This is a genomic window from Streptomyces sp. NPDC002537 (genome assembly GCF_053594975.1).
In genome coordinates this window covers 24,430-47,265 of record NZ_JBSFWT010000056.1, presented here as the reverse complement: position 1 = coordinate 47,265, position 22,836 = coordinate 24,430, and the positions used below count along the sequence as shown (strand labels likewise).

The following is a 22,836-nucleotide window of genomic DNA, read 5'->3' as shown; positions in this document are numbered from 1 at the left end:
AAAACGCTCGGCTGGGAAACCCCAGCCGAGCGTCTCGCTAAGCTCCTGGCCACAGCCAGTTGATCACTGTGTTGCTTCGACCCCTGGAATTCGCCTCGCGGCAGGGGGCCTTCGTGCTGCGTACGGGCGGCTCAGCGCAGCCAGGGCAGGTCGCCGCGGGCCGGCTGGAGGCCGGTCGCGATGGTGCGGCAGATCTCCCCGAGCTGGGTGACCTGTTCGGGGGTGAGCCGGTCGAAGACGGCGCCGCGCACGGTGGCCACGTGGCCCGGCGCGGTCTTCTTCAGCATCGCGAAGCCCTCGTCCGTGAGGATGGCCAGCTGGCCGCGCTTGTCGGAGGGACACTCCTCCCGCCGCACCCAGCCGTTCTTCTCCAGCCGGGCCACGGCGTGCGAGAGGCGCGAGCGGGTGATCTTGGCGCTCTGGGCGAGTTCGGTCATCCGCATCCGGCGGCGCGGCGCGTCGGAAAGCTTGACCAGCAGCCCGTAGTAGACGTGCGGCATCCCGGCGTCGCGCTGCAACTGCCGGTCGAGATGGTCCTCCAGGAGCGTGGTGGCGTGCATGTACGCCCGCCAGGTGGCCTGCTCCTCGTCGCTCAGCCAGCGCGGCTCGTAGCGCGGCTCGGATCGCTCCGTACGGGCGGGCCCCTCCGGGCCGGTCGCCCGGTCCCCGCCCTGTGCGTCCCCTACAGGTCGTTTGGTCATGACATCCACTGTTTCACCCACCGGCTTCTTCCAGTCCTGATTCTTGAAGTTTAAATAAGGCAGAGTTAAGGTGAGGGTAGCTTGAGAGTTCAACTAAATGGTCGAACCAGGAGGGCCGCACTCATGTCCGCCGCCGCCGGGCGCATGCCCGCGCTCTATCTCTCCCATGGCGCACCGCCCCTCGCCGATGACGAACTCTGGCCCGGTCAGCTCGCCGCCTGGTCCGCGGAGCTGCCGAGGCCCACCGCGATCCTCATCGTCTCGGCACACTGGGAAGAGGCCCCACTCGCCCTCGGCGCCACCACCACGGTGCCGCTCGTCTACGACTTCTGGGGTTTCCCCGAGCATTACTACAAGGTCCGGTACGCCGCTCCAGGCGCGGTCGAGCTCGCCGACCGGGTGCGCGGGACGCTGCGCGGCGCGGGCACGCCCGTGCAGGACATGCCGGACCGCGGGCTGGACCACGGCGCGTACGTCCCGCTCGTCGAGATGTTCCCCGAGGCGGACATCCCCGTGCTGCAGATCTCGCTGCCCACGCTCGACCCACGACGGCTGCTGGAGATCGGGCGCAAGCTGGCGCCGCTGCGGGACGAAGGGGTGCTGATCGTCGGGAGCGGGTTCTTCACCCACAACCTGGCCGCACTGCGGCACGCCGGGTCGGGGCCGCCGGGCTGGTCGGTGGAGTTCGACGCGTGGGGGAGCGAGGCGCTCGCCGGCGGTGACGTCGACGCGCTGCTGGACTTCGAGCGGAAGGCGCCTGCGGGGCGGCTGGCGCACCCGCGGACGGAGCACTTCGCCCCGCTGTTCGTGACGCTGGGCGCGGCCGAGGGCGACCTGGAGCAGCCGCGTACGGTCATCGACGGGTTCTGGATGGGCCTGGCGAAGCGGTCGGTCCAGTTCGGCTGACGGCCGGGTGGCAACGCGAGCACCGACGGCCCGGCGCGGACCGTCAGTGCTCGTGCCAGTACGCGGGCCGTCAGTGCTCGTGCCAGTAGAAGACGTAGTACGAGGCCAGCCCCATGCCCAGCCCCAGCAGCAGGCCGATCTCGATGGCCCGTAGGACGGAGTCTCCCGTCAGGGAGTAGAGGAACCCCATGCCGGCGCCGAAGAGGGAGCCGTAGGCGATCGCGCGGACCTCGGTGATCAGCTTGGCGCGCTCGCGGATCAGGACGTAGCCCGCGCCCGCGGAGACCAGGGCGGTGGCGAGCCCCAGCAGCCAGGAACCGGCCGTGGAGAAGCCGTTCTGGCCCGAGATGAAGACGGCGTACAGACCGAGCACGATGCCACCGGTGACCGGGACGGCCCAGGTCCACCGGGCGGTACGGCCCGTGTGCGGGAGATGGGTGCCGCGGGCCACGGGGCCGGGACCCTCGTGGGCGTGATGCCGTCCGGGCATGATCGAGTGCGCTGGCATCGCGAGCTCCTCTCGCCTCGTGCGTCACCACCAGCGCACACCCCCGTACGGGTGACGGCAACTCGATCACGCCACACGCACCCCGGCGGTCCCCGCGGTCCCGCCCTGGAACCCGACCTACCAGGCTTCTCGGGCAACCGCGCGCGCCCGCAGGCCGTCTTGAGGTGGGGAGACGGCGTACCGGGCAGCCCCCGGAGCCCCGTCCGTACCCGGTCTGACCTGCGCTTCCACGGGTTCTCCGAGGGTGCCCCGGGATGTGGCGGGACAGGGTACTGCATGATCGCAAAAAATTAGACGCCCCATGGGAATTCTGTCCGGATTCCAGTCGTTCTTTCCTTCGGATGGGGCGCTCCGTGACAGGGTCCGCCCTCAGTGGAGCCCCATTCGTCCCGCGACCGACTCATCGCAAGGGAGCACGCATGGCAACCCGTGCCGTCGCCCGTCGTCAGACCGCCGCAAAGGGCGCTGTAGGGGCACGCGGCGCCCGCGCCGCCGGCGGGGAGATCGCCGACCGTGACCTGGTCGGCATGTACCTCGACGAGATCGCGCGCACGCCCCTGCTCGACGCCGCCAAGGAGGTCGAGCTGTCCCAGGCCATCGAGGCGGGTGTCTACGCCCAGCAGCTCCTCGACGGCGCCGTCGAGGGCGCCATGGAGGACGGGGGTGCCGGGGCCGCGGGCGCGGACCGCGCCGAGCTGGAGGCGATAGCCGCCGAGGGCGCCCGCGCCAAGGACGTCTTCATCAAGTCCAACCTCCGCCTCGTCGTCGCCGTCGCCCGCCGTTACCCGCGCAGCGGCCTGCCCCTGCTCGACCTCATCCAGGAGGGCAACGCCGGCCTGGTGCGCGCGGTCGAGAAGTTCGACTACACCAAGGGTTTCAAGTTCTCCACGTATGCCACGTGGTGGATCCGCCAGGCGATCACCCGCTCCATCGCCGACCAGTCCCGCACGATCCGGCTGCCCGTCCACCTCGTGGAGGAGCTGGGCCGGATCCGTCGCGTCCAGCGCGACTTCAACCGGGAGCACGGCCGCGACCCCGAGCCCGAGGAGATCGCCGCCGAGCTGGACACCACCCCGACCCGCGTCAGCGACGTGCTCGACTGGGCCCGCGACCCGGTCAGCCTGAACATGTCCGTGGACGACGAGGGCGACACCCAGTTCGGCGACCTGCTGGAGGACACCTCCGCCGTCTCGCCCGAGCAGTCCGTGATCGCCCTCCTCCGCAGCGAGGAGCTGGAGGACCTCATCAGCCGCCTCGACCAGCGCACCGCCTCCATCATCAAGGCGCGCTACGGCATCGAGGACGGCCGCGAGCGGACGCTCACCGAGGTGGGCAAGCAGCACGGGCTGACCCGGGAGCGGATCCGTCAGATCGAGAAGCATGCGCTTCTGGAACTGAAGAAGATGGCGCATGCCACCGGTTTTGACGCGGCGGCGTAGCGTCTCGCCGTTGCCTCCCCCAGACTCCGTCCGGGGGGACCCCCAGCGGCGGGGGCGGCCTGCGGCCGCGTCCTCAAACGCCGGACGGGCTGATTTTGCTGGCGTGGGCCGCAAGCCTGCGGGCCGTAGGCCGAAGAGCCACGGTCCGCAATTTCAGCCCGTCCGGCGTTTGAGGACAGCGCGCGAAGCGTGCTTCGGGGTCTGGGGCGGAGCCCCAGTTCGGGAAGGGGCGGGCAGGCGTAAGCGCTACCGGGCCGCCGCCCGGGAAATCCGGGCACCCAATTCGGCCAGGTGAGCCACCAGCTCAGAAGGCTCGTGCGCCTCGAATTCGCAATCGATCAGGGCGAGCCGAATCGCCACCCACTCCAGCGAATCCGCCGTCGTGAACTCCAGCCGGCACCGGTCCTCGCCGAGCGGCACCGGCGTGGCGAGCCCGCTGGGAAACCGCCCCGCCACGAACGCCGCGGGCGCGTGCAGCGTCGCCACGACGCGATACGTCTGCTGGAGCCGCGCCATGGAACGGCTCATGAACTCCGCCGCGTCGGCGGCGGGCAGCTCGCGCGGGGTGAAACGCGCCCCCGTGGCGAACGGCTCGCTGACCCGGTCCACCCGGAACGTGCGCCAGTCGTCGCGGTCGAGGTCGTACGCCACGAGGTACCAGCGGCGCCCCGTGCTCACCAGCCGGTTCGGCTCGACCAGCCGCTGGGTCTCCGTGCCGTCGCCCTTGCGGTAGCCGAAACGCAGCCGTTCGTGCCCGGTGGCGGCCGCGGCCATCACGGTCAGCGCCCGTGGGTCGACGGTCGCGCCGTCGCCGCCGGTGAGCGGTACGGTGGCGGCCTGGAGCGTGGCCACGCGGTGCCGCAGCCGGGACGGCAGCACCTGTTCCAGCTTGGCGAGGGCCCGTACGGACGCCTCCTCGATCCCGTCGACGGCGTGGCCCGCGCCCGCGCGCAGCCCCACCGCGATGGCGACGGCCTCCTCGTCGTCGAGGACCAGCGGCGGCATCGCCGCCCCCGCGGCCAGCCGGTAGCCGCCGACCGCGCCCATCGTGGCCTGCACGGGATAGCCGAGGTCGCGCAGCCGCTCGATGTCGCGCCGGATGGTGCGCGTGGTGACGCCGAGCCGTTCGGCGAGCTCGCTGCCCGGCCACTCGCGCGGGGTCTGGAGCAGGGAGAGCAGGGTCAGCAGCCGTGCCGGGGTGTCGGTCATGTCACCCAGCCTGCCAGCGCAGTGGGACACGAGCTGTCCTACATGGGCCGTAACGTCGAGTCCGTTCCCTCCCCCACCCGTCCAGGAAAGGCTCCTGTCTTGATGTCCACCGATTCGCCACCCGCCGACCGCCGCCGCTGGCTGGCGCTCGCGGTCGTGATGACCGCGTCCTTCATGGACCTGGTCGATGTCACCATCGTCAACATCGCGATGCCGAGCATCCAGCGGGACATCGACGCCTCGTTCAGCGTGCTGCAGTGGCTCAGCGAGGGCTACGCGCTGGCCTTCGCGATCGGCCTGATCACGGGCGGGCGGCTCGGCGACATCTACGGCCGGAAGAAGATATTCCTGCTGGGCATGGGCGGCTTCACGCTCGCCTCGATGCTGTGCGGTGTCGTCAGCGACCCCCAGCTGCTGGTCGCCGCCCGGGTGCTGCAGGGCCTGATGGGTGCGCTGATGGTGCCGCAGGTGCTGTCGATCATCCATGTGACGTTCCCCGCCCATGAGCGCGGCAAGGTCTTCGGCATGTTCGGCGCGGTCGTCGGCCTCGGCGCGGTCTCCGGTCCGCTGCTGGGCGCCCTGCTCACCCAGTGGAACCTCTTCGGCCTGGAGTGGCGCCCGATCTTCCTGATCAACCTCCCGGTCGGCATCGCCGGTCTGCTCCTCGGCCGCCGCTTCATCATCGAGTCCAAGGCCCCGCGGGCGCTGAAGCTGGACCTGGTCGGCGTGGCCCTGGCCAGCGCCGGGCTGCTGATGCTGCTCTACCCGCTGACGCAGGGCCGGGAGCACGACTGGCCGGTGTGGGGCTTCGTCTCGATGGCGCTCTCCGTGCCGATGTTCGTCGCCTTCGTCCTCTACGAGCGCCACAAGTCCCGCAAGGACGGCTCGCCGCTGGTCGAACTGTCCCTGTTCAAGGTCAAGAGCTTCGCCGCGGGCATCGGCGTCCAGCTGACCTTCGGCCTGACCTCCGGCATCTTCTTCCTGGTCTGGACGCTCTACATGCAGATCGGCCTCGGCTGGTCGGCGCTGCACGCGGGCCTGACGGGTGTCCCGTTCTCGCTCGCCGTCTCCGCGGCCGCGGGCATGTCCGTCCAGAAGCTGGTCCCCAAGTTCGGCCGCAAGGTGCTCCAGGCGGGCGCCCTGGTGATGGCCGCGGGCGTCCTCACCTACATCTGGGAGGCCGACCGCTACGGCGCGGACATCGCCTCCTGGCAGATGGCCCTGCCGCTGGTCGTCATGGGCGTGGGCATGGGCCTGATCGTCGCCCCGATCACCGACGCGGTCCTCTCCGAGGTCCCGCGCGAACACGCGGGCTCGGCGTCCGGCCTCATCAACACCACGCAGCAGCTGGGCAACGCGGTGGGCCTGGGCCTGGTCTCGGTCGCCTTCTTCGGCGTCGTCGACAAGGCCGATCCGCGACAGCGGCCTGCCGCGGACATCTTCGGCGAGGCGTTCACGCACTCGCTGTGGTGGGTCGCGGGCGGACTCGTGGTGGTCTTCGGGCTGATGTTCCTGCTGCCGAAGCGGAAGACCGCTGAGGCGGCCGCCGAGGAGGGCGCGGGGCAGGAGCTGGTGACGGCGTAAGGCTGTGGTTCGTGTGAGCGCCGGGTGGGTTGCCGTAAAAGCGACCTGCCCGGCGTTCGCGTATTCGGTTCCCGTTTCGGTCCCCGTGTGCGGACATGATCGACGAACGCCGCGAAGCCGACGCGGGTAAGGCCGGAGCTGGCTCCGCCATGCTCCATTCATTCGTCCATGCGGCGCTGGAGCGGTCGGTCGGGTCAGACGGCGCGCATGGCGGCCACAGCATCGGTATAGAGCTCGACCGTCAAGTCGTCCGGTCCGATGCCAAGTTCGCCGAGCACCGCTCGTACGTCGTCGAGAGCTTCGGTCACATCGGCGTCATGCTCGACCAGGGTCTCCAGTTCGAGGAAGGTTCCGGCGATCTCCGGGACTCGAACGAGTGTGGCGAGCATCTTCCGTCCTCGCTCCACGAATTCGTAGTTCCGGCAGCGCTTCTCGAACGCGATGACCGGTACGTATCCCAGCCCGCGCAGTATGGCGTGAACGGCATCAGGTGCGTCGATGCGCGTCTCATGCTCCGGTTTCGAACCGGACTCCTCATCGATCCGGGCACCCTTGTACGTGAGTACGCTGCGCGTCTCATCAGGGCTGTGCACCGTCCGGACCCGAAGTTCCTGGTCCGTGGAGCCGAGTCCGTTCTTCGGGTTGTCGTAGTAGGTGTCCCGGTACACCTCCGGCCGACCGGGCGCGCGTCCTTCCAGGAGCCGTAGCACCTCTTCCGGCGAGTGCACACGCGCTTTCAGTTCCGCTTCGATCATGAGTCCTGTCCTCCTCACACCGTGCGTTCGGCCTCGTTGAGGGTCGCCTGGAACATCCTGCGGAATCCGCGATACAGCGGCCCCTGCGGAGTCTCCATGATCTTGTACGTGGCCGACTCGTGTCCTTCCCACCCGGCGTCGAAGGCGCCGATGAACATCGTGCTGTCGGTGCGGATGACGCGCCATGTAGGTAGTGACGCATATCGGTACACCTTGATGTCGCACATCGCTGCCAGCTCGCGCAGACGGGTTTCGGCGAGCCGGACACCACTTGCCAGCGACTCGGCTGACTCGCCGATTTCGGCTGCACGCTTGCTGAGCGCCGCTGAATCGGGGTCGAGGAGCAGTACCCGGACCCTCGGACTGCAACGGCCCTCGTCCCGAGCGAGGCAGGCACGCAGCATCGAGTCGTTCAACCCGATCAGGCCGAGTCCGCGCACGGCGAGAATGTCGAGCTCCTGGGCCGAGCCGGCTTGCTGCTGGATTTCTTCGCGCGCGGACACCTGTGACGCATACACCCGGACCACCTCGGGGAAGGCGGACAGGTCAAAGGCGGCACTGCCGGTTCTCCTCGCGCGGCCGGCAGCGAGGCCGAGCAAGTGCCTGGCGTCGTCAGGCATGTTCAACCCGTCGGCGATCCGTTCGTACACGTCCAGGCGGGACACTTCCCGTCGCCCGTTGATGATCTCGTTGACACGCGCTTGGGTCATGCCGACGGCGGTCGCGATACGGGCTTGGCTAGCTCCGGCGTACTGCTGGACGAACCGGAACGTCGCTCCCATGTCCCGTGATCGGAGGGTCTGCCGGATCTCGGCGCGTTCCCAAGCGCACTCGGGAAGTTCGATCGATGCGAGCGGAGTCGTCATGCCAAGCCTCGCCATCCATAAGTGAGATGGGAATCCATCCCACGGTGAGATTACCGCTCGGGTATCGAGCAGAAGCAGAGCGTCGATGAATGCTTGCGACAACCAGAACGACCAAAGCGGCCGGGCGGAGGCTGTCATGGGTTGGGAACGGTTCGGGACGACCATCACGGCGTTCGGGATGCACCCGCCCTGGTTCGACAACCCGGACAGTCCTGTCCTCTCCGTTCCCTGATCGCTCAACGCGTTCGGACTGAGTCCGGCCGTTCCGCCGGATGGGGCCCAGTCGGGCCTCATGGCCACGACACGAGAGGTGCACCCATGCCCGCAGCTCCACGTTCCGCCCCTCGCGACGACGAAGCAGACCCCGCCGCCTCGACCGACCTGAGCGCCCGCGTGGCCGCCGCCAACGCGATGAGCCGCGTGGAAGCGGCGACGCCCGCGGGCGCCTCCGCGCCGTGCCTGACGTGTATGCGTCTCGCCCTGGCCCGTGCCGTGGCCATGCGCGAAGGTCAAGTGGCGGAAGTCGCCGCGTCCGACGTGGAAAAGGACCGGCACCGGCGGGAGGCCCACTGATGTACGGCCTGGTTCCCGTACCGCATTCGGCCGGGCCGGGGGCCGTCGACCCGCACCCCGGCTGCGCCACCTGCGCCCGGCTCGGCAGCGAGCGGCATCAGAGCGTGGAGGACCAGGACTGGGCCTGGGTGCAAGTCCTCGCGTGGGGCATGGACGCCCATTGGGAGTCCGCGCACCGCGAAGCAGCGTGGTGATCGGCGTACCGCAGAGCTTCCGGCAATGCCCACTCGCGCCCACTTCCTGCCCGTATCCGTTTACTTTCTCGCCATACTGGCGGTAACGTGCCCATGAACCACACACTCGGGCTCCGAACGGATGCAAACAGACATGTACGCCCCAGAGCGGCAGCAAGAAATCCTGCGGTTGGCCCGCGAGCGCGGCAGCGTGGACGTGCTGTCGCTCGCGGAGGAGTTCCAGGTCACGGCCGAGACCGTGCGGCGCGATCTCAAGGCGCTCGACCGGGCCGGGCTGGTGCGCCGGGTGCACGGGGGTGCGATCCCCGCCGGGCGGCTCGACTTCGAGCCGGATCTCGCCGAGCGCGAGACCACGGCCGCGGACGAGAAGGACGCCATCGCCCGCGCCGCGCTCGCCGAACTGCCCGCCGACGGCAGCGTGATCATCGACGCGGGCACCACGGCCGCCCGGCTCGCCGCGCTGCTGCCGCTGGACTCCACGCTGACGGTCGTCACCCACGCCCTGCCGGTCGCCGCGCGCCTCGCGGACCACCCGGGCATCTCGCTGCACCTCATCGGCGGGCGCGTGCGGCACCGTACGCGGGCCGCCGTGGACTCGTGGGCGCTGCGCGCGTACGGCGAGATCCACGCGGACGTCGCGTTCCTCGCGACCAACGGCTTCTCCCTCGACGGCGGGCTCACCACACCCGACCTCGCCGAGGCCGCCGTCAAGCGGGCCGCCGCCGCGGCCGCCCGCAGGGTCGTGCTGCTCGCGGACTCGGGCAAGTACGGGCAGCGGTACTTCGCCCGCTTCGGCGACCTCTCCGCCGTGGACCTGCTGATCACCGACGCGGGGCTCGCCGACGACGACGCGCGCGCCATCGAGGCGGCGGGCCCGGCGGTGGTCCGCGCGTGATCCTCACCGTCACCCCCAACCCGAGCCTCGACCGCACCTACGAGGTGCCGCGGCTGGAGCGCGGCGCCGTCCTGCGCGCGGCCGTCGACCGCGTCGACCCCGGCGGCAAGGGCGTCAACGTGTCCCGCGCCGTGGCCGCCGCCGGGCACCGTACGGTCGCGGTCCTGCCGGTCGGCGGGCCGGAGGGCGCGCTGCTGCTGCGGCTGCTCCGCGAGCACGGCATCGAGGCCGCGGGCGTGCCCGTGGGCGGCTCGACCCGCGTCAACGTCTCCGTCGCCGAACCCGACGGCACCCTCACCAAGGTGAACGCCGCGGGACCTGAACTCACCGCCGACGAAGCCGAGTCGCTGCTCGCCCAGGTGCGGGCGCGGTCGGCCGGCGCCGACTGGATCGCCTGCTGCGGCAGCCTGCCGCGCGGCCTCGCGCCCGAGTGGTACGGGCAGTTGGTGGCCCGCGCGCACGACGCCGGGGCGCGGATCGCGCTCGACACGTCCGGCCCGTCCCTGACCGCGGCCCTGCGCGAACGCCCCGACGTCGTCAAACCCAACGCGGAGGAGCTCGCGCAGGCGGTCGGCCGTCCGCTGACCACGGTCGGGGACGCGGCGGCCGCCGCGGCGGAGCTCCGGGCGCTGGGCGCGCGGTCCGTACTGGCCAGCCTCGGCGCGGACGGGCAACTGCTCGTGGACGACTCCGGCACGTACTTCGGCACCGCCCGCGTGCCTGCCGTCCGCAGCAACGTCGGTGCGGGCGACGCGTCCCTCGCGGGCTTCCTCGCCGCCGGGGGCACGGGCCCCGCGGCCCTCGCCTCCGCCCTGGCCCACGGCGCCGCGGCCGTCCAACTGCCCGGCAGCGCCATGCCGGTGCCGTCGGACCTGGACCCGGCGGCGGTGACCGTGACCTCCGGCGTACCGGTGGACCGCGCCCTGACGGAGCCGGTGCGGTGACGCACATCCCCCCGGTACCACCCCCTCAGCATCCCCCCACAGCGAGCAAGGGAGCCCGCGATGAGTGAGCTGATCACCGCGGAACTGGTCGATCTCGACCTGTCCGCCGACACCAAGGAGGCGGCCTCGCGCTCGCTCGCCGAGCGCATGCTGGCCCTTGGCCGCGTCACCGATCTCGACGGGTTCCTCGCGGACGTCGCGGCGCGCGAGGCGCAGATGCCGACCGGCCTCGACGGCGGCATCGGCATCCCCCACTGCCGCAGCGCCCACGTCACCGAACCGACGCTCGCCTTCGGCCGCGCCGCCGCGGGCATCGACTTCGGCGCCCCGGACGGCCCGGCCGACCTGATCTTCCTCATCGCGGCCCCGGCGGGCGCGGACGACGACCACCTGACGATCCTGTCCTCGCTGGCCCGTCAGCTGATGCGACAGGAGTTCACGGACGCGCTCCGCTCCGCGCGGAACGCGGACGACGCGGCGGCGCTCATACGGGGCACCCCTGGCGGGGCGGCCACCTCGAACGACGGCGCGGACTCGGACGACGGCGCGGACCCGAACGGCGAGACGGCTCCGAGTGCCGAAACGGCTCCGAGTACCGAGACGGCCGCGACCGCCGCTGCGGCCCCGGGCGCCGCCGCCCCCACCACCCCCTTCCGGATCGTCGCGGTCACCTCCTGCCCCACCGGCATCGCCCACACCTATATGGCCGCCGAAGCCCTCACGCGGGCCGCCGAGGCCGCGGGGGTGGAGATCGCCGTCGAGACGCAGGGCTCCGCCGGGTACACAGAGCTGGACCCGAAGGTGATCGCCGCCGCCGACGGCGTGATCTTCGCGCACGACGTCGAGGTACGGGACAGGGCCCGCTTCGCGGGCAAGCCCACCGTCGACGTCGGGGTGAAGGCCGGGGTCAACCGTCCCGGTGAACTGATCGCCGAGGTACGGGAGACGGCCGCCGCCGACCCGGCCGCCGTACGGACCGCGGCGCCCATGGACACCGTCGTCGGCACCGACGCCGACGACGGTTACGCCACCCGGCTGCGCAAGTGGCTGATGACAGGCGTCAGTTACATGGTGCCATTCGTCGCCGCGGGCGGCCTGCTCATCGCGCTCGCCTTCGCGGTCGGCGGCTACCAGATCGACAAGGCGCCGTCGGTCGCCGAGCACTTCGTGTGGACGGAGTCGGCGAGCTGGGCGGCGCTGCTGTTCCAGACCGGCGGCGCGGCCTTCGGGTTCCTCGTCCCTGTGCTGGCCGGCTACATCGCGTACGGCATGGCCGACCGGCCGGGTCTCGTCCCCGGGTTCGTGGGCGGCGCGATCGCGCTGACCGTCAACGCCGGCTTCCTCGGCGGCCTGATCGCCGGACTGCTCGCGGGCGGGACGGTCATGGCCGTGCAGCGGGTCGACGTACCGGCCGTGCTGCGCGGCATCATGCCGGTGGTCGTGATCCCGCTGGTGTCGTCGGCGGTGGTCGGCTTCCTGATGTTCCTCGTGGTCGGCAAGCCGGTCGCCTCGCTGCAGAAGGCGCTGACCGACTGGCTGGGCGGCCTGTCCGGCGCCAACGCGGTCGGGCTCGGCGTCGTCCTGGGCCTGATGATGTGCTTCGACCTCGGCGGGCCGCTGAACAAGTGCGCCTACGCGTTCGCCGTCGGCGGCCTCGCCGACCCCAACGAGGGCAGCCTCAAGGTGATGGCCGCGGTGATGGCGGCCGGCATGGTCCCGCCGCTGGCGATGGCGCTGGCCACGACCGTGCGCGGCGGGCTCTTCACCAGGACCGAGCGCGAGAACGGCAAGGCCGCCTGGGTGCTGGGCGCATCCTTCATCACCGAGGGCGCGATCCCGTTCGCGGCGGCGGACCCGCTGCGGGTGATCCCCTCGGCGATGGCGGGCGGCGCGGTGACGGGCGCCCTCTCCATGGCCTTCGGCTGCACCCTCCGCGCCCCGCACGGCGGCGCCTTCGTGATCCCCCTGATCGGCAGCCCCTTCCTCTACCTCGTCGCCATCGCCGCGGGCACGGCGGTGAGCGCACTCTCGGTGATCGTCCTCAAGGGCCTGCGCGCCACCCCCGGGCCGGAGCCCGTAACAGCGGCCTGACCTGCGCGAACACAACTCCCGGAGCCCCGCGCCGCCTGTCGTACAGGCGGCGCGGGGCTCTGTCGTGCGGGCCGTGCCGAGGTTGTATCGAGGTCGCATCGAGGCCGTGCCGAGGTTGTGTCGGAGCCGTGCCGGGATTCGCGTCGGGTTCGCGTCGGGATCGCATCGGGATCGCGTCGGGATTTGACGGGCCGGGATCCCCTCCGCATCATTCCACTAAGGCGTTAGTGAAACGAGGGTGACGAGTGATCGTGTTCCGGATAGACCGGCGCAGTGGCGTCGCCACCTATCTGCAGCTCGCCCACCAGGTCAGACAGGCCCTCCGGCTCGGAGTCCTGGAGCCGGGGGACCGGCTGCCCACGGCCAAGGAGGTGGTCGCGGCCACCGCGATCAACCCCAACACCGTGCTGCGGGCCTACCGGGAGCTGGAGCGGGAGGGGCTCGTCGAGCCGCGGCCCGGTCAGGGCACGTTCGTGCGCCGCTCGCTGTCGCGGCCCGCGGCCGCCGCGGACTCGCCGCTGCGGGCCGAGTTCACCGACTGGGTGGCACGGGCCCGCGACGCCGGGCTGGAGCGGGAGGACATCGCGGCACTCACCGGCTCCGTCCTCGACGACCGCTTTCCCCCATCACAACCGTCACCGCCGTCACAACGATCACCGCAGCCCATGGAGGAAGACTCGTGACCGACCCGATCGCCGCCACCGCCCTGCGGGCGACACGGCTCGGACGCAGGTTCCGGAGCGGATGGGCGCTGCGCGACTGCGACTTCGCCCTGCCCGCCGGGCGGATCACCGCGCTCGTCGGCCCCAACGGCGCAGGCAAGAGCACGCTGTTCCACCTCGCCACCGGGCTGCTGCGCCCGACCGACGGCGAGATCCGCGTCTTCGACGCCGACCCGGTCACCGCGGAGGCCCGCGACCGCACGGCCTTCCTCGCCCAGGACAAGCCGCTCTACCCGCGCTTCACCGTCGCCGAGACCCTCCGCTTCGGCCGCGAGCTCAACCAGCGCTGGGACGCGGCCACCGCCGAACGCATCGTCCGCGCCGGCGACATCTCCCCCGACGTCAAGGTCGGCACGCTCTCCCAGGGCCAGCGCACCCGCATCGCGCTCGCCCTGGCCTTCGCCAAACAGCCCGACCTGCTGCTCCTCGACGAGCCGCTGGCCGACCTCGACCCGCTCGCGCGCATCGAGGTGATGGGCCTGGTCATGGCGGAGGTCGCCGACCGGGGCATCACCGTGGTGCTGTCCTCGCACGTCCTGTCCGAGCTGGAGAACGTCTGCGACCACGTGCTGCTGCTCAAGCACGGCGGCGTACGCCTCCAGGGCGACGCCCAGCAGCTGTGCGACGACCACCTCCTGCTCACCGGCCGCGCCGACTCCTCCCGCGAGGACGGCCTGCCGCCCGGCCTGGACGGGGTGACCGTGGTGGAGTCGAACGTCACCGGCCGCCAGGTCTCCGCCCTCCTCCGTACGGAAGGCCGCCCGGTCGACGCCTGCGCCGACGACCGGTGGGTCACCGAAGTCCCCTCCCTGGAAGATCTGTTGCTCGCCTACCTCCGCTCCGCGCCCGTCGCCGCTTCCGCCGGTTCCGCCGCCCCCTCCGGTGACAAGGAGGCCGCGGCGTGAAGGGCACCCTCTGGCTGGCCTGGCGCCAGCAGCGCACCCTGGTCCTCGTCGGTGCCGTGCTCCTCGTCGCCTGCGTGGCGTGGGTCGCGTACCAGCGCGCGGACATGCTGGCGTTCATCAGCGACCACCACATCGACACGAAGAGCTGCAAGGGCTGGGACGGCGACTGCCGCAGCGACGCCGCCTACCAGCTGTTCGACGACACCAACGGCCCCCTGCGCGCGCTCGGCACCCTCAGCGCGGCGCTGCCCGTGCTCATCGGCGTCTTCTGGGGCGCGCCCCTGCTCGGACGCGAGCTGGAGAGCGGCACCTGGAAGCTGGCGCTGACCCAGGGCGTCAGCCTCCGCCGCTGGTTCCTCACCCGCTTCTCGCTGGCGCTCGGCTGCACGCTCGTCGGCTCGGCGGTCCTCGCCGCCCTCGTCGTGTGGTGGTGGGAGCCGGTCTCCAACATGCTCAACAGCCTTTACTGGCACGACGGCTACATCTTCAACGCCACCGGCCCCGCCGCCGTGGCCTGCGCGGTCTTCGGCCTCGCCGCCGGTACGGCGGCCGGGCTGCTGCTGCGCCGCACGGTGGCCGCCATGGGCGCCACCCTCGTCGCGGTCGCGGGCGTACGGGTGCTCCTCAACACCTTCCGCTCCGACTGGGTCTCGCCCGTCGTGCGGATCAGCCAGGGCACCGCGCCGCGTGAGTACGTCGGCAGCGCGTGGTCGACGGGGCAGTTCGGCTTCATCGACCGCGCGGGGCGCGAGGTGCACATCCCCGACGCCTGCGCGTGGGGCGAGGGGCTGCCCGACCTGAAGACCTGCATGGCCCAGAAGGGCTACACCGGCCGCTTCCACAAGGTCTTCCCCACAAGCGACTTCTGGGTCTTCCAGTGGATCGAGACGGCGATCTTCCTCGGTCTCGCGGCCGTGCTGATGGCACTGGTCTGCGTCGTCCTGCGCCGCCGCGCCGTCCTCTGACGGCACCGCCCTCCCCGTACTCACACCCGTTACACCCGCATACGCCTACGCACACGTCGGAGGTCCCTTCCGTGACGTCGTCCAAAGCCATGCTCAAAAACCGCAGCAACCTCACCCACAAGGTCCGTTACGCGGTGACCAACCCGGCGCGCATCGCGCCCTATCTGAAGCGCACGGCCCGTGACGGCTGGCTCCGGCTCAAGCACCCGGACCACGTCGACTACTACCGCGCGGTCATGGCCTCCGACACCGCGCGCAACCCCGAGGCGGCCGTCGGCAGCCGCAGCCACGACCGCTGGCTCGCGCTCGGCAAGATGCAGTTCGACTACCTGATGGAGCACGGGCTCACCCCGCAGCACCGCATGCTCGACATAGGCTGCGGCAACCTCCGCGCGGGCCGGCTCTTCATCGACCACCTCGACACCGGCAACTACTACGGCATCGACATCTCGCCCGACATCCTCATCGCGGCCAAGCAGACCCTCACGACCTACGGTCTCCAGGACAAGCTGCCCCACCTCACCATCACCCAGAACCTCACCCTCGACTTCCTCCCCGACGGCCACTTCGACGTGGTGCACGCGCACAGCGTCTTCTCGCACTCGCCGATCGAGGTCATCGACGAATGCCTGGCCCACGTGGGGCGGGTGCTCGCCCCCGGCGGCTTCTTCGACTTCACCTTCGACCGCACCGAGGGCACCGAACACCAGGTGCTGCGCGAGGACTTCTACTACCGCACCCAGACCCTGATCGCGCTCGCCGAGAAGCACGGACTGCACGGCCGCTTCATGGACGACTGGGAGAAGCGCCCGCACGGCCAGTCGAAGATCAGGGTGACCGCGCGGGACTGACCGCCTGCACCGGGGCCGCCGGGGCCGCCGGGCCCCGCACCGCTCGGGAAGCCCGGGGCCGGCCCCCGTACGGATCGCCCTACGGATCGCTGTACGGCCCCCTGTGCGGATCGCCGTACGGACCGTCTCACAGGTCCCTGTACAGGGACCTGTACAGATCCCCCTACAGGCCGCCGTACAGATCCCCGTACAGGTCGCGGTACGAGGGGAAGACCCCGCCCGGCCCGTCCACCCCCTCCGCCGCGAGCACCGCCTTCACCACCGACCGCGTCAGGACGTCCGCCCCCGCCGCCAGGATCTCGTTGAGGGCCCCCGCCGCGAGCAGGACCGTGCTGCCGAACAACTCCTCGTCCGGCAACGGCCGGTCACCGGTGGCCAGGGCGAACACCGTGTCCCCGTCGTTCATCAGGTGCACCGGCCGCACGGCGCGGGCCAACCCGTCGTGCGCCGTGCCCGCGAGCTTGTGCGCCTGGGCACGGGTCAGCGCGGCATCGGTCGCGACCACGGCGAGCGTCGTGTTGAGCGACGGACGCACGGACGAGCCCTGCCGCTTCGCGGACTCCTCCATGGCGGCCGCCAGCCTCTCCCGCGCGGCGCGGTGCCGCGCGGGAGAGGGGACGTCGACCACGCCGTCGCACAACTGCCCGTACAGCGCGCCCGTCCTGGGCTCCACCACCGAACCCACCGCGTTGACGACCGCCAGCGCCGCGACCGTCGTCCCCGACGGCAGGACGACGCTCGCCGTCCCCACGCCGCCCTTGAGGCCCCCGACCACCGCACCCGTACCGGCGCCCACATCGCCCTGCTCCACCGGCGCTCCCACGCCCGTACGGGACGCGGCCTCCGCCGCCGCGCGGCCGAGCGCGGCATCGGGACGCGCCCGCCAGTCGCCGCCCCGGCCGAGGTCGAACAGCGCCGCGGCCGGCACGACGGGCACGACCTGCGCCGGGTCCGGGCCGACCCGGAAGCCGCGGCCCGCGTCCTCCAGCCAGGCCACCACCCCGGCCGCCGCGTCGAGCCCGAAGGCGCTGCCGCCCGAGAGCACGATCGCCTCGACGTTCTGGACCAGGTTGCGCGGGTCGAGGGCATCGGTCTCCCTGGTCCCCGGCCCGCCGCCGCGCACGTCCACGGCGGCGACCGCGCCGCCCGCACCGGTGAGCACGACCGTGGTGCCGGTCAGGGCACCGTCGCCCATGCGCCGCGCATGCCCGACCCGCAGCCCGGGGACATCGGTCAACGCGTCGAGAGGGCCGGTGGGGCAAGGCTGTTGGGCGCTACCGGTATCAGTCATGCGCCCATGCGTATCACTTCCCTCCTGCCGTGTCTGCCGTCGCCGTGACCCCTGTCGTTCCGGTCGTGGTCCGGGACGACAGGGCGACTCCCACCGCCACCGTGGCCGTCGCCACCACGCCCGCCAGCGGCACCGCCGCGTGCCCCGCGAAGGTGCAGGCCAGCACCAGCAAGGCGGAGACGGGCAGGACCAACTGCTCCGCCAGGTCCCGCTTGTGGTGCCGGGAGTGGATCGCCCACACCGAGAACATGAAGAGCGCGGTGACCGTCGTGACCGCGCCCGACGCCGCGAACGTCGAGATGTGCGCCTTGCCGACGGCCTCCTCGATGGCCACCTCGATCCCCGCGCCGATGGCCGCCGCCGAACCGAAGACGAAGTAGTGCCCGTAACCCCAGAGGAACGCCTGCTGGTTGGACGCCAGGTGGAGGTGGATGGGCACCGCGAAATAGATCCAGTACGCGGCGAAGATGATCAGCAGCCCGCCGCCCGCGATCGGCAGCAGCGTGCCCAGCGCCTCGTGCTCGTCCACCGCCGACTGCACGGCCATCGTGGCGGCCGACACCGTCTCGCCCAGCACGATGATCGTGAACAGGCCGTACCGCTCGGCGATGTGGTGCGGGTGCCAGCCGGTCTGGTGCCGGTGCTCGGCGATCGCCGGGACCGACAACTCCGCGATCACCGCGACCAGGAAGAGCCAGGGCCTGACGGGGCCGGGCAGGAACAGGAGCCCCAGCCAGGCGATCTGGCACAGGCTGACGCCCACCGCGTAGCGCAGGGCCGTGCGCCGCTCCTCGCCTGTCGAGGAGCGCGCGGCGCGCAGCCACTGGGAGACCAGCGCCAGCCGCATCACCGCGTAGCCGAACCAGACCACCGTGAAGTCGCCGCCGTTGAACGCACGGGGGATGCCCGCCGCCAGGACCAGCACCCCGGCCATCTGGACCAGCGTCACCACGCGGTACAGCACGTCGTCCGTGTCGTACGCGGAGGAGAACCAACTGAAGTTGACCCACGCCCACCACACGGCGAAGAAGGTCATGAAATAGCCGGAAATGCCGGTACCAGGATGGTTCTCGGCCAGGGCGTGGACCAGCTGCTTGCCCGCCTGTGCCACCGCGACCACGAAGCAGAGGTCGAAGAACAGCTCCAAGGGGGTGGCGGTGCGGTGGGCTTCGTCGCGGCCGCGCGCGGTCATCCGGCGGATGACGTTTCCGCCGGTCCCGGATTCCGGTGACGTCTCGCCCATGTGTCAGCCGGGGTGGGGTGTGGTCACCGTCACATCGGTCATGTCGTGATTCTCGCCGCTGCCCCCAGCGGGCGCGCGTCGGGGACGCGGGCGGGCGCCCGTACCCTGGAGGCATGAGTACCGCCCCCGAGCCCGCCGCGCGGCCGCGTGATCCCGCCGCCGCGCTGATCTTCGACGACCCGCTGGCGCAGCAGTCCTCGGACGACACGGACCGCGGCTGGGGCGAGCGGCCGGCCGGCGGCGACAGTGCCGCCGATCTCGCCCGCTTCCTGGACGAGAAGCCGCCCCACCACATCTGAGCCCTCAGCGCTGAGAAGGCACCTTTTCCGCCTCCGGGCCGCGGTGCTGCTCGATGAGCGCGTCCCGGATCTGCTCCAGCAGTTCGACCTCGGTCGCCTTGGCCGGCTCCGCGGGCTTCTTCGCCGCCTGACGGTCCTGCCAGCGCTTCATCGGCAGCAGCATCAGGAAGTAGACCACCGCGGCGGTGATGAGGAAGGTCAGCGAGGCGCTGAGCACCGCGCCCCACAGGATGGCGACGCCCTCGGTCACCTCCCCGGAGCCGTTCGTGGCGCAAGGGCCCTTGATGCAGATCGAGTAGCTGCCCAGGTCCTTGGTGCCGAAGGCGCCGACGACCGGGTTGATCACGCCCTTGACCACCGAATTGACGATGCTGGTGAACGCCGCGCCGATGACCACGGCGACCGCGAGGTCTATGACGTTGCCCCGCATCAGGAACGCCTTGAACCCGCCCAGCACGCCTGTCTTCTTCTCGCTCACCGAGCAGCCTCTCTCTGTCTCCACTTGTTCCGGAATGGAACGTTCTATGGTCTCTGGAGGATTTTGCCAGGTCTGTGCGGTCTGTCGGGTTGATCATGCGAAGCGGTAGTGCGTGAGCGTGGGCAGGCACAGGGTCACCGCCCCCGCTGCCGCCGTCACCACGGCCGTCAGGCGGCGGCGCCGGACGGCCCGCCATGGCCCGTAGCGGGCCTTCCCCACGCGGACGGGGTCGAAGTGCGGGAGGCCGCAGGTGGGTGGGGGCGTGTGGGGGCATGTCGGCGGGGTGGGGCTCTTCGGGCGCGCCGGGTATACCGGGTATGCCGGGTGGATGACGGACATAGGGGATCACCGCCTGGTGTGGACTCGACCGGGACGCATCTCACGATCCCGGTCTTCGCCCGATCCCGCTGAGGCCTGTGGACGACCACGGCGTTGTGGACAACCCGGTCACCCGTCCGTGGGGGCGGTTCGCGCCCCGCCCCTTCCCGAAACCGGGGAGACCCCCGGCCCCCCGACCGCGCTCCGCGCGGTGTCCTCAATCGCCGGACGGGCTGGATGTGCGGACCGTGGCTCTTTGACCTGCGACCCGCAGGCTTGCGGCCCGCAGATTGCGGACTACGCCCGCAAAATCAGCCCGTCCGGCGTTTGAGGACGCGGCCGCAGGCCGCCCCCGCCGCAGGCGGCGAACCGGCCCGCAGCCGGGCAGGGGCGTCAGGGAAGCTCTATCCCCAGGTCCCATCCCGAGTGCACATCCGCGCACAGACAATTCCGCTCCGCGGACTCCGGCAGTGCGCACACCGCCGCGAAGAGAACCTCCCGCAGGCGGCCGACGTTCTCGGCGAAGACCCGCATGACCTCGTCGTGGGAGACGCCGTCGCCGGTCTCGGCGCCCGCGTCCAAGTCGGTGACGAGGGACATGGAGGTGTAGCAGAGGCCCAGCTCGCGGGCGAGGACGGCCTCCGGGTGGCCGGTCATGCCGACCACGGACCAGCCCTGTGCGGCGTGCCAGCGGGACTCGGCGCGGGTGGAGAAGCGCGGGCCCTCGATGACCACCATCGTGCCGCCGTCCACCACCGGGCCCCAGCCGTGCCCGCGGGCGACCGCCACGGCGACCGCGCGCCCGGCGGGGCAGTACGGGTCGGCGAACGTCGTGTGCACCACATTGGGGACGGTGCCGTCCGGCAGCGGCTCGCCGTCGAAGAAGGTCTGCGTCCGGTTCTTCGTCCGGTCCACGAGCTGGTCCGGGACGAGCAGCGTGCCCGGCCCGTACTCCGGCCGCAGCCCGCCCACGGCGCACGGACCGAGCACCTGGCGCACACCGACGGAGCGCAGGGCCCACATGTTGGCCCGGTAGTTGATGCGGTTCGGCGGCAGGTGGTGGCCGCGTCCGTGGCGGGGCAGGAAGGCGACCTTCCGCCCGGCCAGTTCACCGATGAAGAGCGAATCGCTCGGCGACCCGTAGGGCGTCTTGACCGAGACCTCGGTCACGTCCTCCAGGAAGGAGTAGAACCCCGACCCGCCGATCACGCCTATGTCCGCCCGTGCGGTACCCATGTCGACCATGCGGCCCACCCTAACGGCGGCCCGCACGGCGAAGAGCCCGCCGTCCCTCACTGGGGGACGACGGGCTCCGATGCGCCGGGGTGGTGCGTCAGGCGGCCGACGTGCTGCTGCTCGACGACGTCGAGGCGCTCGCGGACGCCGTGGAAGTCGAGGAGGAGTCCGAGCCGTTCTTCGCGGACGAGGCCGACGAGGACGACGCGGAGGACTTCGCCGGGCTGCTGCTCGACGACGTGCCACGGCTGTCGTTCCGGTAGAAGCCGGAGCCCTTGAAGACGATGCCGACCGCGGAGAACACCTTCTTCAGGCGTCCGTCACAGCTTGGGCAGACGGTCAGGGCGTCATCGGTGAACTTCTGCACCGCCTCGAGGCCCTCGCCGCACTCGGTGCACTGGTACTGGTAAGTCGGCACTTGCTCCTCCTGGCACTCTCACTCGATGAGTGCTAACGACGGTCCATAGTGCAGTATTCCGGCGCGTCAGTCCACCGATACGGCCTCGCGGTGACCCACCCCACGTGCGGCGATGCGCGACTCGCCCTTCGGCGTCAGCGCCTTGCGCAGCGTGAGCAGGACCACCAGGGCCACCGTCGTACCGGCCAGCGGGATCAGGAATCCGGCGTTCGCGCTGTGGCCGTCGATCACCCGGCCGCCGATGCTGGCACCGGCCGCCTGGCCGAGGCCGACCGCGCCGGTCAGCCAGGTGAACGCCTCCGTGCGGGCCGTCGCCGGGACCAGCGACTCGACCAGCGTGTAGCCGGTGATCAGCGCCGGGGCGATGCACAGGCCGACGAGCAGGCCCAGTCCGCCCAGCAGCGGCATCGCGTGCGCGGCCCACAGGGGGGTGGTGGCCAGCGCCAGCAGCGGGTAGGCGACCAGCAGACGGCGCTGCGGGCTGACCTTCCAGGCGACGGCGCCGCAGATGATGCCCGCGATCATGTTTCCGGCCGCGAACGTGCCGTACATCAGACCGTTGAGGCCGGGCTCGCCGAGTTCCTTGGTGAAGGCCGTCATCGACACCTGCATGCCGCCGAAGACGGAGCCGATGCCCAGGAAGGCGATCGCCAGGACGCGCACGCCGGGCACGGAGAGCGCCGAGGCGCTCTTCTCGTGGCCGCCGGAGCCCGCGCGGCTGGGCTTGGGCTCGGTGCGCCGCTGGGAGGCGAAGAGCAGGCCGCCGACGAGCGTCAGCACGGCCTCGGTGACGAGACCGGCGGCCGGGTGGACGCCGGTGCACAGCGCGGTGGCCAGCACCGGGCCGATCACGAACGTGAACTCGTCGGTGACCGACTCGAAGGCCGCCGCCGTGGACATCAGCGGCGAGCCGTCCAGCTTCGCCGCCCACCGTGCGCGGACCATCGGCCCGATCTGCGGGGTGGAGGCACCGGCGGGCACCGCCGCCGCGAACAGGGCCCACAGCGGGGCGTCCGCCAGTGCCAGGGTGATCAGCAGGGAGATCGCCGCGGCGTGCACGATGACGCCGGGCAGCAGCACCCTGCCCTGTCCGAAGCGGTCCGCGAGCTTGCCGCTCTGCGGGGCGAACAGGGCCATCGCGACACCGGCGGTCGCCGACACGGCGCCCGCCGTGCCGTACGAGCCGGTGGTGTGCTCGACCAGCAGCAGAATGCCGATGGTCAGCATCGCGAACGGCTGGCGGGCCAGGAAGCCGGGCAGCAGGAACGTCCAGGCGCCGCGGGTGCGCAGCAGCTGGCCGTATCCGGGTCGTGCGTCGGCGTGGTCGTTGACCGTGGATGACACGGCCGGCGCCTTTCCGCCGCCTGGTAGCGCGTACCGGACGGAACACACCGCACGGAGCGCGCCGAGAGCTGTCCTCTCGCGCAGGACCGTGGTAGATGCCG

At 71.3% G+C, this 22,836-nt stretch carries 24 protein-coding genes and 1 pseudogene; 13 read left to right on the top strand and 12 right to left on the bottom strand.

The annotated features are described in order from the left end of the window. Positions 1 to 131: 131 nt before the first annotated feature. Positions 132 to 560, bottom strand: coding sequence for a MarR family winged helix-turn-helix transcriptional regulator (locus ACWD4A_RS23720; protein ID WP_451197010.1), 429 nt, complete (start codon positions 558 to 560; stop codon positions 132 to 134). Positions 561 to 824: 264 nt separating this feature from the next. On the opposite strand from ACWD4A_RS23720, the gene ACWD4A_RS23715 reads away from it, so the two are divergent. Beyond that, complete coding sequence (locus ACWD4A_RS23715) at positions 825 to 1,607, top strand: dioxygenase family protein (RefSeq protein ID WP_451197003.1); 783 nt, start codon at positions 825 to 827, stop codon at positions 1,605 to 1,607. Positions 1,608 to 1,677: 70 nt separating this feature from the next. Here ACWD4A_RS23715 and ACWD4A_RS23710 read toward each other — a convergent pair whose 3' ends face one another. Then, positions 1,678 to 2,115 (bottom strand): hypothetical protein, encoded by a 438-nt coding sequence (locus ACWD4A_RS23710; protein WP_451197001.1) that lies wholly within the window; start codon positions 2,113 to 2,115, stop codon positions 1,678 to 1,680. A gap of 419 nt (positions 2,116 to 2,534) precedes the next feature. On the opposite strand from ACWD4A_RS23710, the gene ACWD4A_RS23705 reads away from it, so the two are divergent. Then, on the top strand, positions 2,535 to 3,554 hold the full coding sequence (locus ACWD4A_RS23705; protein ID WP_451196999.1) for a sigma-70 family RNA polymerase sigma factor: 1,020 nt from the start codon (positions 2,535 to 2,537) through the stop codon (positions 3,552 to 3,554). 246 nt (positions 3,555 to 3,800) lie between these two features. Here the strand turns inward: ACWD4A_RS23705 and ACWD4A_RS23700 are convergent, their stop codons facing one another. Then, positions 3,801 to 4,763 carry a helix-turn-helix transcriptional regulator gene (locus ACWD4A_RS23700; protein WP_451196998.1) on the bottom strand — a complete coding sequence of 321 codons (963 nt, stop codon included), beginning with the start codon at positions 4,761 to 4,763 and terminating at the stop codon, positions 3,801 to 3,803. A 102-nt stretch (positions 4,764 to 4,865) separates the two neighbouring features. Between ACWD4A_RS23700 and ACWD4A_RS23695 the strand changes: the two genes are divergently transcribed. Continuing rightward, positions 4,866 to 6,347: an MFS transporter gene (locus ACWD4A_RS23695; RefSeq protein WP_451196996.1), complete on the top strand. Its 1,482-nt coding sequence runs from the start codon at positions 4,866 to 4,868 to the stop codon at positions 6,345 to 6,347. 194 nt (positions 6,348 to 6,541) lie between these two features. On the opposite strand, the gene cyaB is transcribed toward ACWD4A_RS23695, so the two are convergent. Both cyaB and ACWD4A_RS23685 read right to left on the bottom strand, forming a co-directional pair. Beyond that, a complete protein-coding gene (gene cyaB / locus ACWD4A_RS23690) occupies positions 6,542 to 7,102 on the bottom strand; it encodes a class IV adenylate cyclase (protein ID WP_451196994.1) in 561 nt (186 codons plus the stop codon). A gap of 14 nt (positions 7,103 to 7,116) precedes the next feature. After that, positions 7,117 to 7,968, bottom strand: a complete 852-nt coding sequence (locus ACWD4A_RS23685; protein WP_451196992.1) for a helix-turn-helix domain-containing protein — start codon at positions 7,966 to 7,968, stop codon at positions 7,117 to 7,119. Between the two features lie 318 nt (positions 7,969 to 8,286). On the opposite strand from ACWD4A_RS23685, the gene ACWD4A_RS23680 reads away from it, so the two are divergent. The 9 genes and pseudogenes from ACWD4A_RS23680 (at position 8,287) to ACWD4A_RS23640 (ending at position 16,108) form a co-directional block, all read left to right on the top strand. After that, entirely contained in the window at positions 8,287 to 8,541 is a 255-nt protein-coding gene (locus ACWD4A_RS23680) for a hypothetical protein (RefSeq protein WP_451196991.1), read from the top strand. After that, positions 8,541 to 8,735 carry a hypothetical protein gene (locus ACWD4A_RS23675; protein WP_451196990.1) on the top strand — a complete coding sequence of 65 codons (195 nt, stop codon included), beginning with the start codon at positions 8,541 to 8,543 and terminating at the stop codon, positions 8,733 to 8,735. The genes ACWD4A_RS23680 and ACWD4A_RS23675 overlap by 1 nt, the downstream gene beginning before the upstream one ends. Positions 8,736 to 8,868: 133 nt before the next feature. After that, complete coding sequence (locus tag ACWD4A_RS23670) at positions 8,869 to 9,630, top strand: DeoR/GlpR family DNA-binding transcription regulator (RefSeq protein WP_451196988.1); 762 nt, start codon at positions 8,869 to 8,871, stop codon at positions 9,628 to 9,630. After that, positions 9,627 to 10,574 (top strand): 1-phosphofructokinase, encoded by a 948-nt coding sequence (pfkB, locus tag ACWD4A_RS23665; RefSeq protein WP_451196986.1) that lies wholly within the window; start codon positions 9,627 to 9,629, stop codon positions 10,572 to 10,574. Before ACWD4A_RS23670 ends, pfkB begins: the two co-directional genes overlap by 4 nt. Positions 10,575 to 10,634: 60 nt before the next feature. After that, entirely contained in the window at positions 10,635 to 12,665 is a 2,031-nt protein-coding gene (locus ACWD4A_RS23660; protein ID WP_451196985.1) for a PTS fructose transporter subunit IIABC, read from the top strand. 245 nt (positions 12,666 to 12,910) lie between these two features. Beyond that, positions 12,911 to 13,348, top strand: a complete 438-nt coding sequence (locus ACWD4A_RS23655) for a GntR family transcriptional regulator (protein ID WP_451196984.1) — start codon at positions 12,911 to 12,913, stop codon at positions 13,346 to 13,348. Beyond that, positions 13,345 to 13,848, top strand: a pseudogene (locus ACWD4A_RS23650) (ATP-binding cassette domain-containing protein); the annotation flags it as partial. The gene ACWD4A_RS23655 and the pseudogene ACWD4A_RS23650, both read left to right, overlap by 4 nt. A gap of 440 nt (positions 13,849 to 14,288) precedes the next feature. Further along, positions 14,289 to 15,257 carry a transporter gene (locus ACWD4A_RS23645; protein ID WP_451196982.1) on the top strand — a complete coding sequence of 323 codons (969 nt, stop codon included), beginning with the start codon at positions 14,289 to 14,291 and terminating at the stop codon, positions 15,255 to 15,257. A gap of 89 nt (positions 15,258 to 15,346) precedes the next feature. After that, the gene (locus tag ACWD4A_RS23640; protein WP_451197009.1) at positions 15,347 to 16,108 is read left to right on the top strand and encodes a class I SAM-dependent DNA methyltransferase; all 762 of its coding nucleotides are present in this window, start codon (positions 15,347 to 15,349) and stop codon (positions 16,106 to 16,108) included. Positions 16,109 to 16,271: 163 nt separating this feature from the next. Here ACWD4A_RS23640 and ACWD4A_RS23635 read toward each other — a convergent pair whose 3' ends face one another. Then, positions 16,272 to 17,399 carry a P1 family peptidase gene (locus tag ACWD4A_RS23635; RefSeq protein WP_451196981.1) on the bottom strand — a complete coding sequence of 376 codons (1,128 nt, stop codon included), beginning with the start codon at positions 17,397 to 17,399 and terminating at the stop codon, positions 16,272 to 16,274. Between the two features lie 13 nt (positions 17,400 to 17,412). Next, entirely contained in the window at positions 17,413 to 18,591 is a 1,179-nt protein-coding gene (locus ACWD4A_RS23630; protein ID WP_451196979.1) for a low temperature requirement protein A, read from the bottom strand. Between the two features lie 164 nt (positions 18,592 to 18,755). On the opposite strand from ACWD4A_RS23630, the gene ACWD4A_RS23625 reads away from it, so the two are divergent. After that, the gene (locus ACWD4A_RS23625; protein ID WP_451196978.1) at positions 18,756 to 18,941 is read left to right on the top strand and encodes a hypothetical protein; all 186 of its coding nucleotides are present in this window, start codon (positions 18,756 to 18,758) and stop codon (positions 18,939 to 18,941) included. Between the two features lie 4 nt (positions 18,942 to 18,945). On the opposite strand, the gene mscL is transcribed toward ACWD4A_RS23625, so the two are convergent. From mscL to ACWD4A_RS23600, 5 genes are all read right to left on the bottom strand, one after another. Further along, positions 18,946 to 19,419 (bottom strand): large conductance mechanosensitive channel protein MscL, encoded by a 474-nt coding sequence (gene mscL, locus ACWD4A_RS23620; protein WP_451196977.1) that lies wholly within the window; start codon positions 19,417 to 19,419, stop codon positions 18,946 to 18,948. 93 nt (positions 19,420 to 19,512) lie between these two features. Then, a complete protein-coding gene (locus tag ACWD4A_RS23615; RefSeq protein ID WP_451196975.1) occupies positions 19,513 to 19,638 on the bottom strand; it encodes a hypothetical protein in 126 nt (41 codons plus the stop codon). Between the two features lie 492 nt (positions 19,639 to 20,130). After that, positions 20,131 to 20,982 carry an S-methyl-5'-thioadenosine phosphorylase gene (locus ACWD4A_RS23610; RefSeq protein ID WP_451196973.1) on the bottom strand — a complete coding sequence of 284 codons (852 nt, stop codon included), beginning with the start codon at positions 20,980 to 20,982 and terminating at the stop codon, positions 20,131 to 20,133. Positions 20,983 to 21,070: 88 nt separating this feature from the next. After that, the gene (locus tag ACWD4A_RS23605; protein WP_451196972.1) at positions 21,071 to 21,391 is read right to left on the bottom strand and encodes an FmdB family zinc ribbon protein; all 321 of its coding nucleotides are present in this window, start codon (positions 21,389 to 21,391) and stop codon (positions 21,071 to 21,073) included. Positions 21,392 to 21,457: 66 nt separating this feature from the next. Then, on the bottom strand, positions 21,458 to 22,735 hold the full coding sequence (locus tag ACWD4A_RS23600; RefSeq protein ID WP_451196971.1) for an MFS transporter: 1,278 nt from the start codon (positions 22,733 to 22,735) through the stop codon (positions 21,458 to 21,460). Between the last annotated feature and the right edge of the window lie 101 nt (positions 22,736 to 22,836).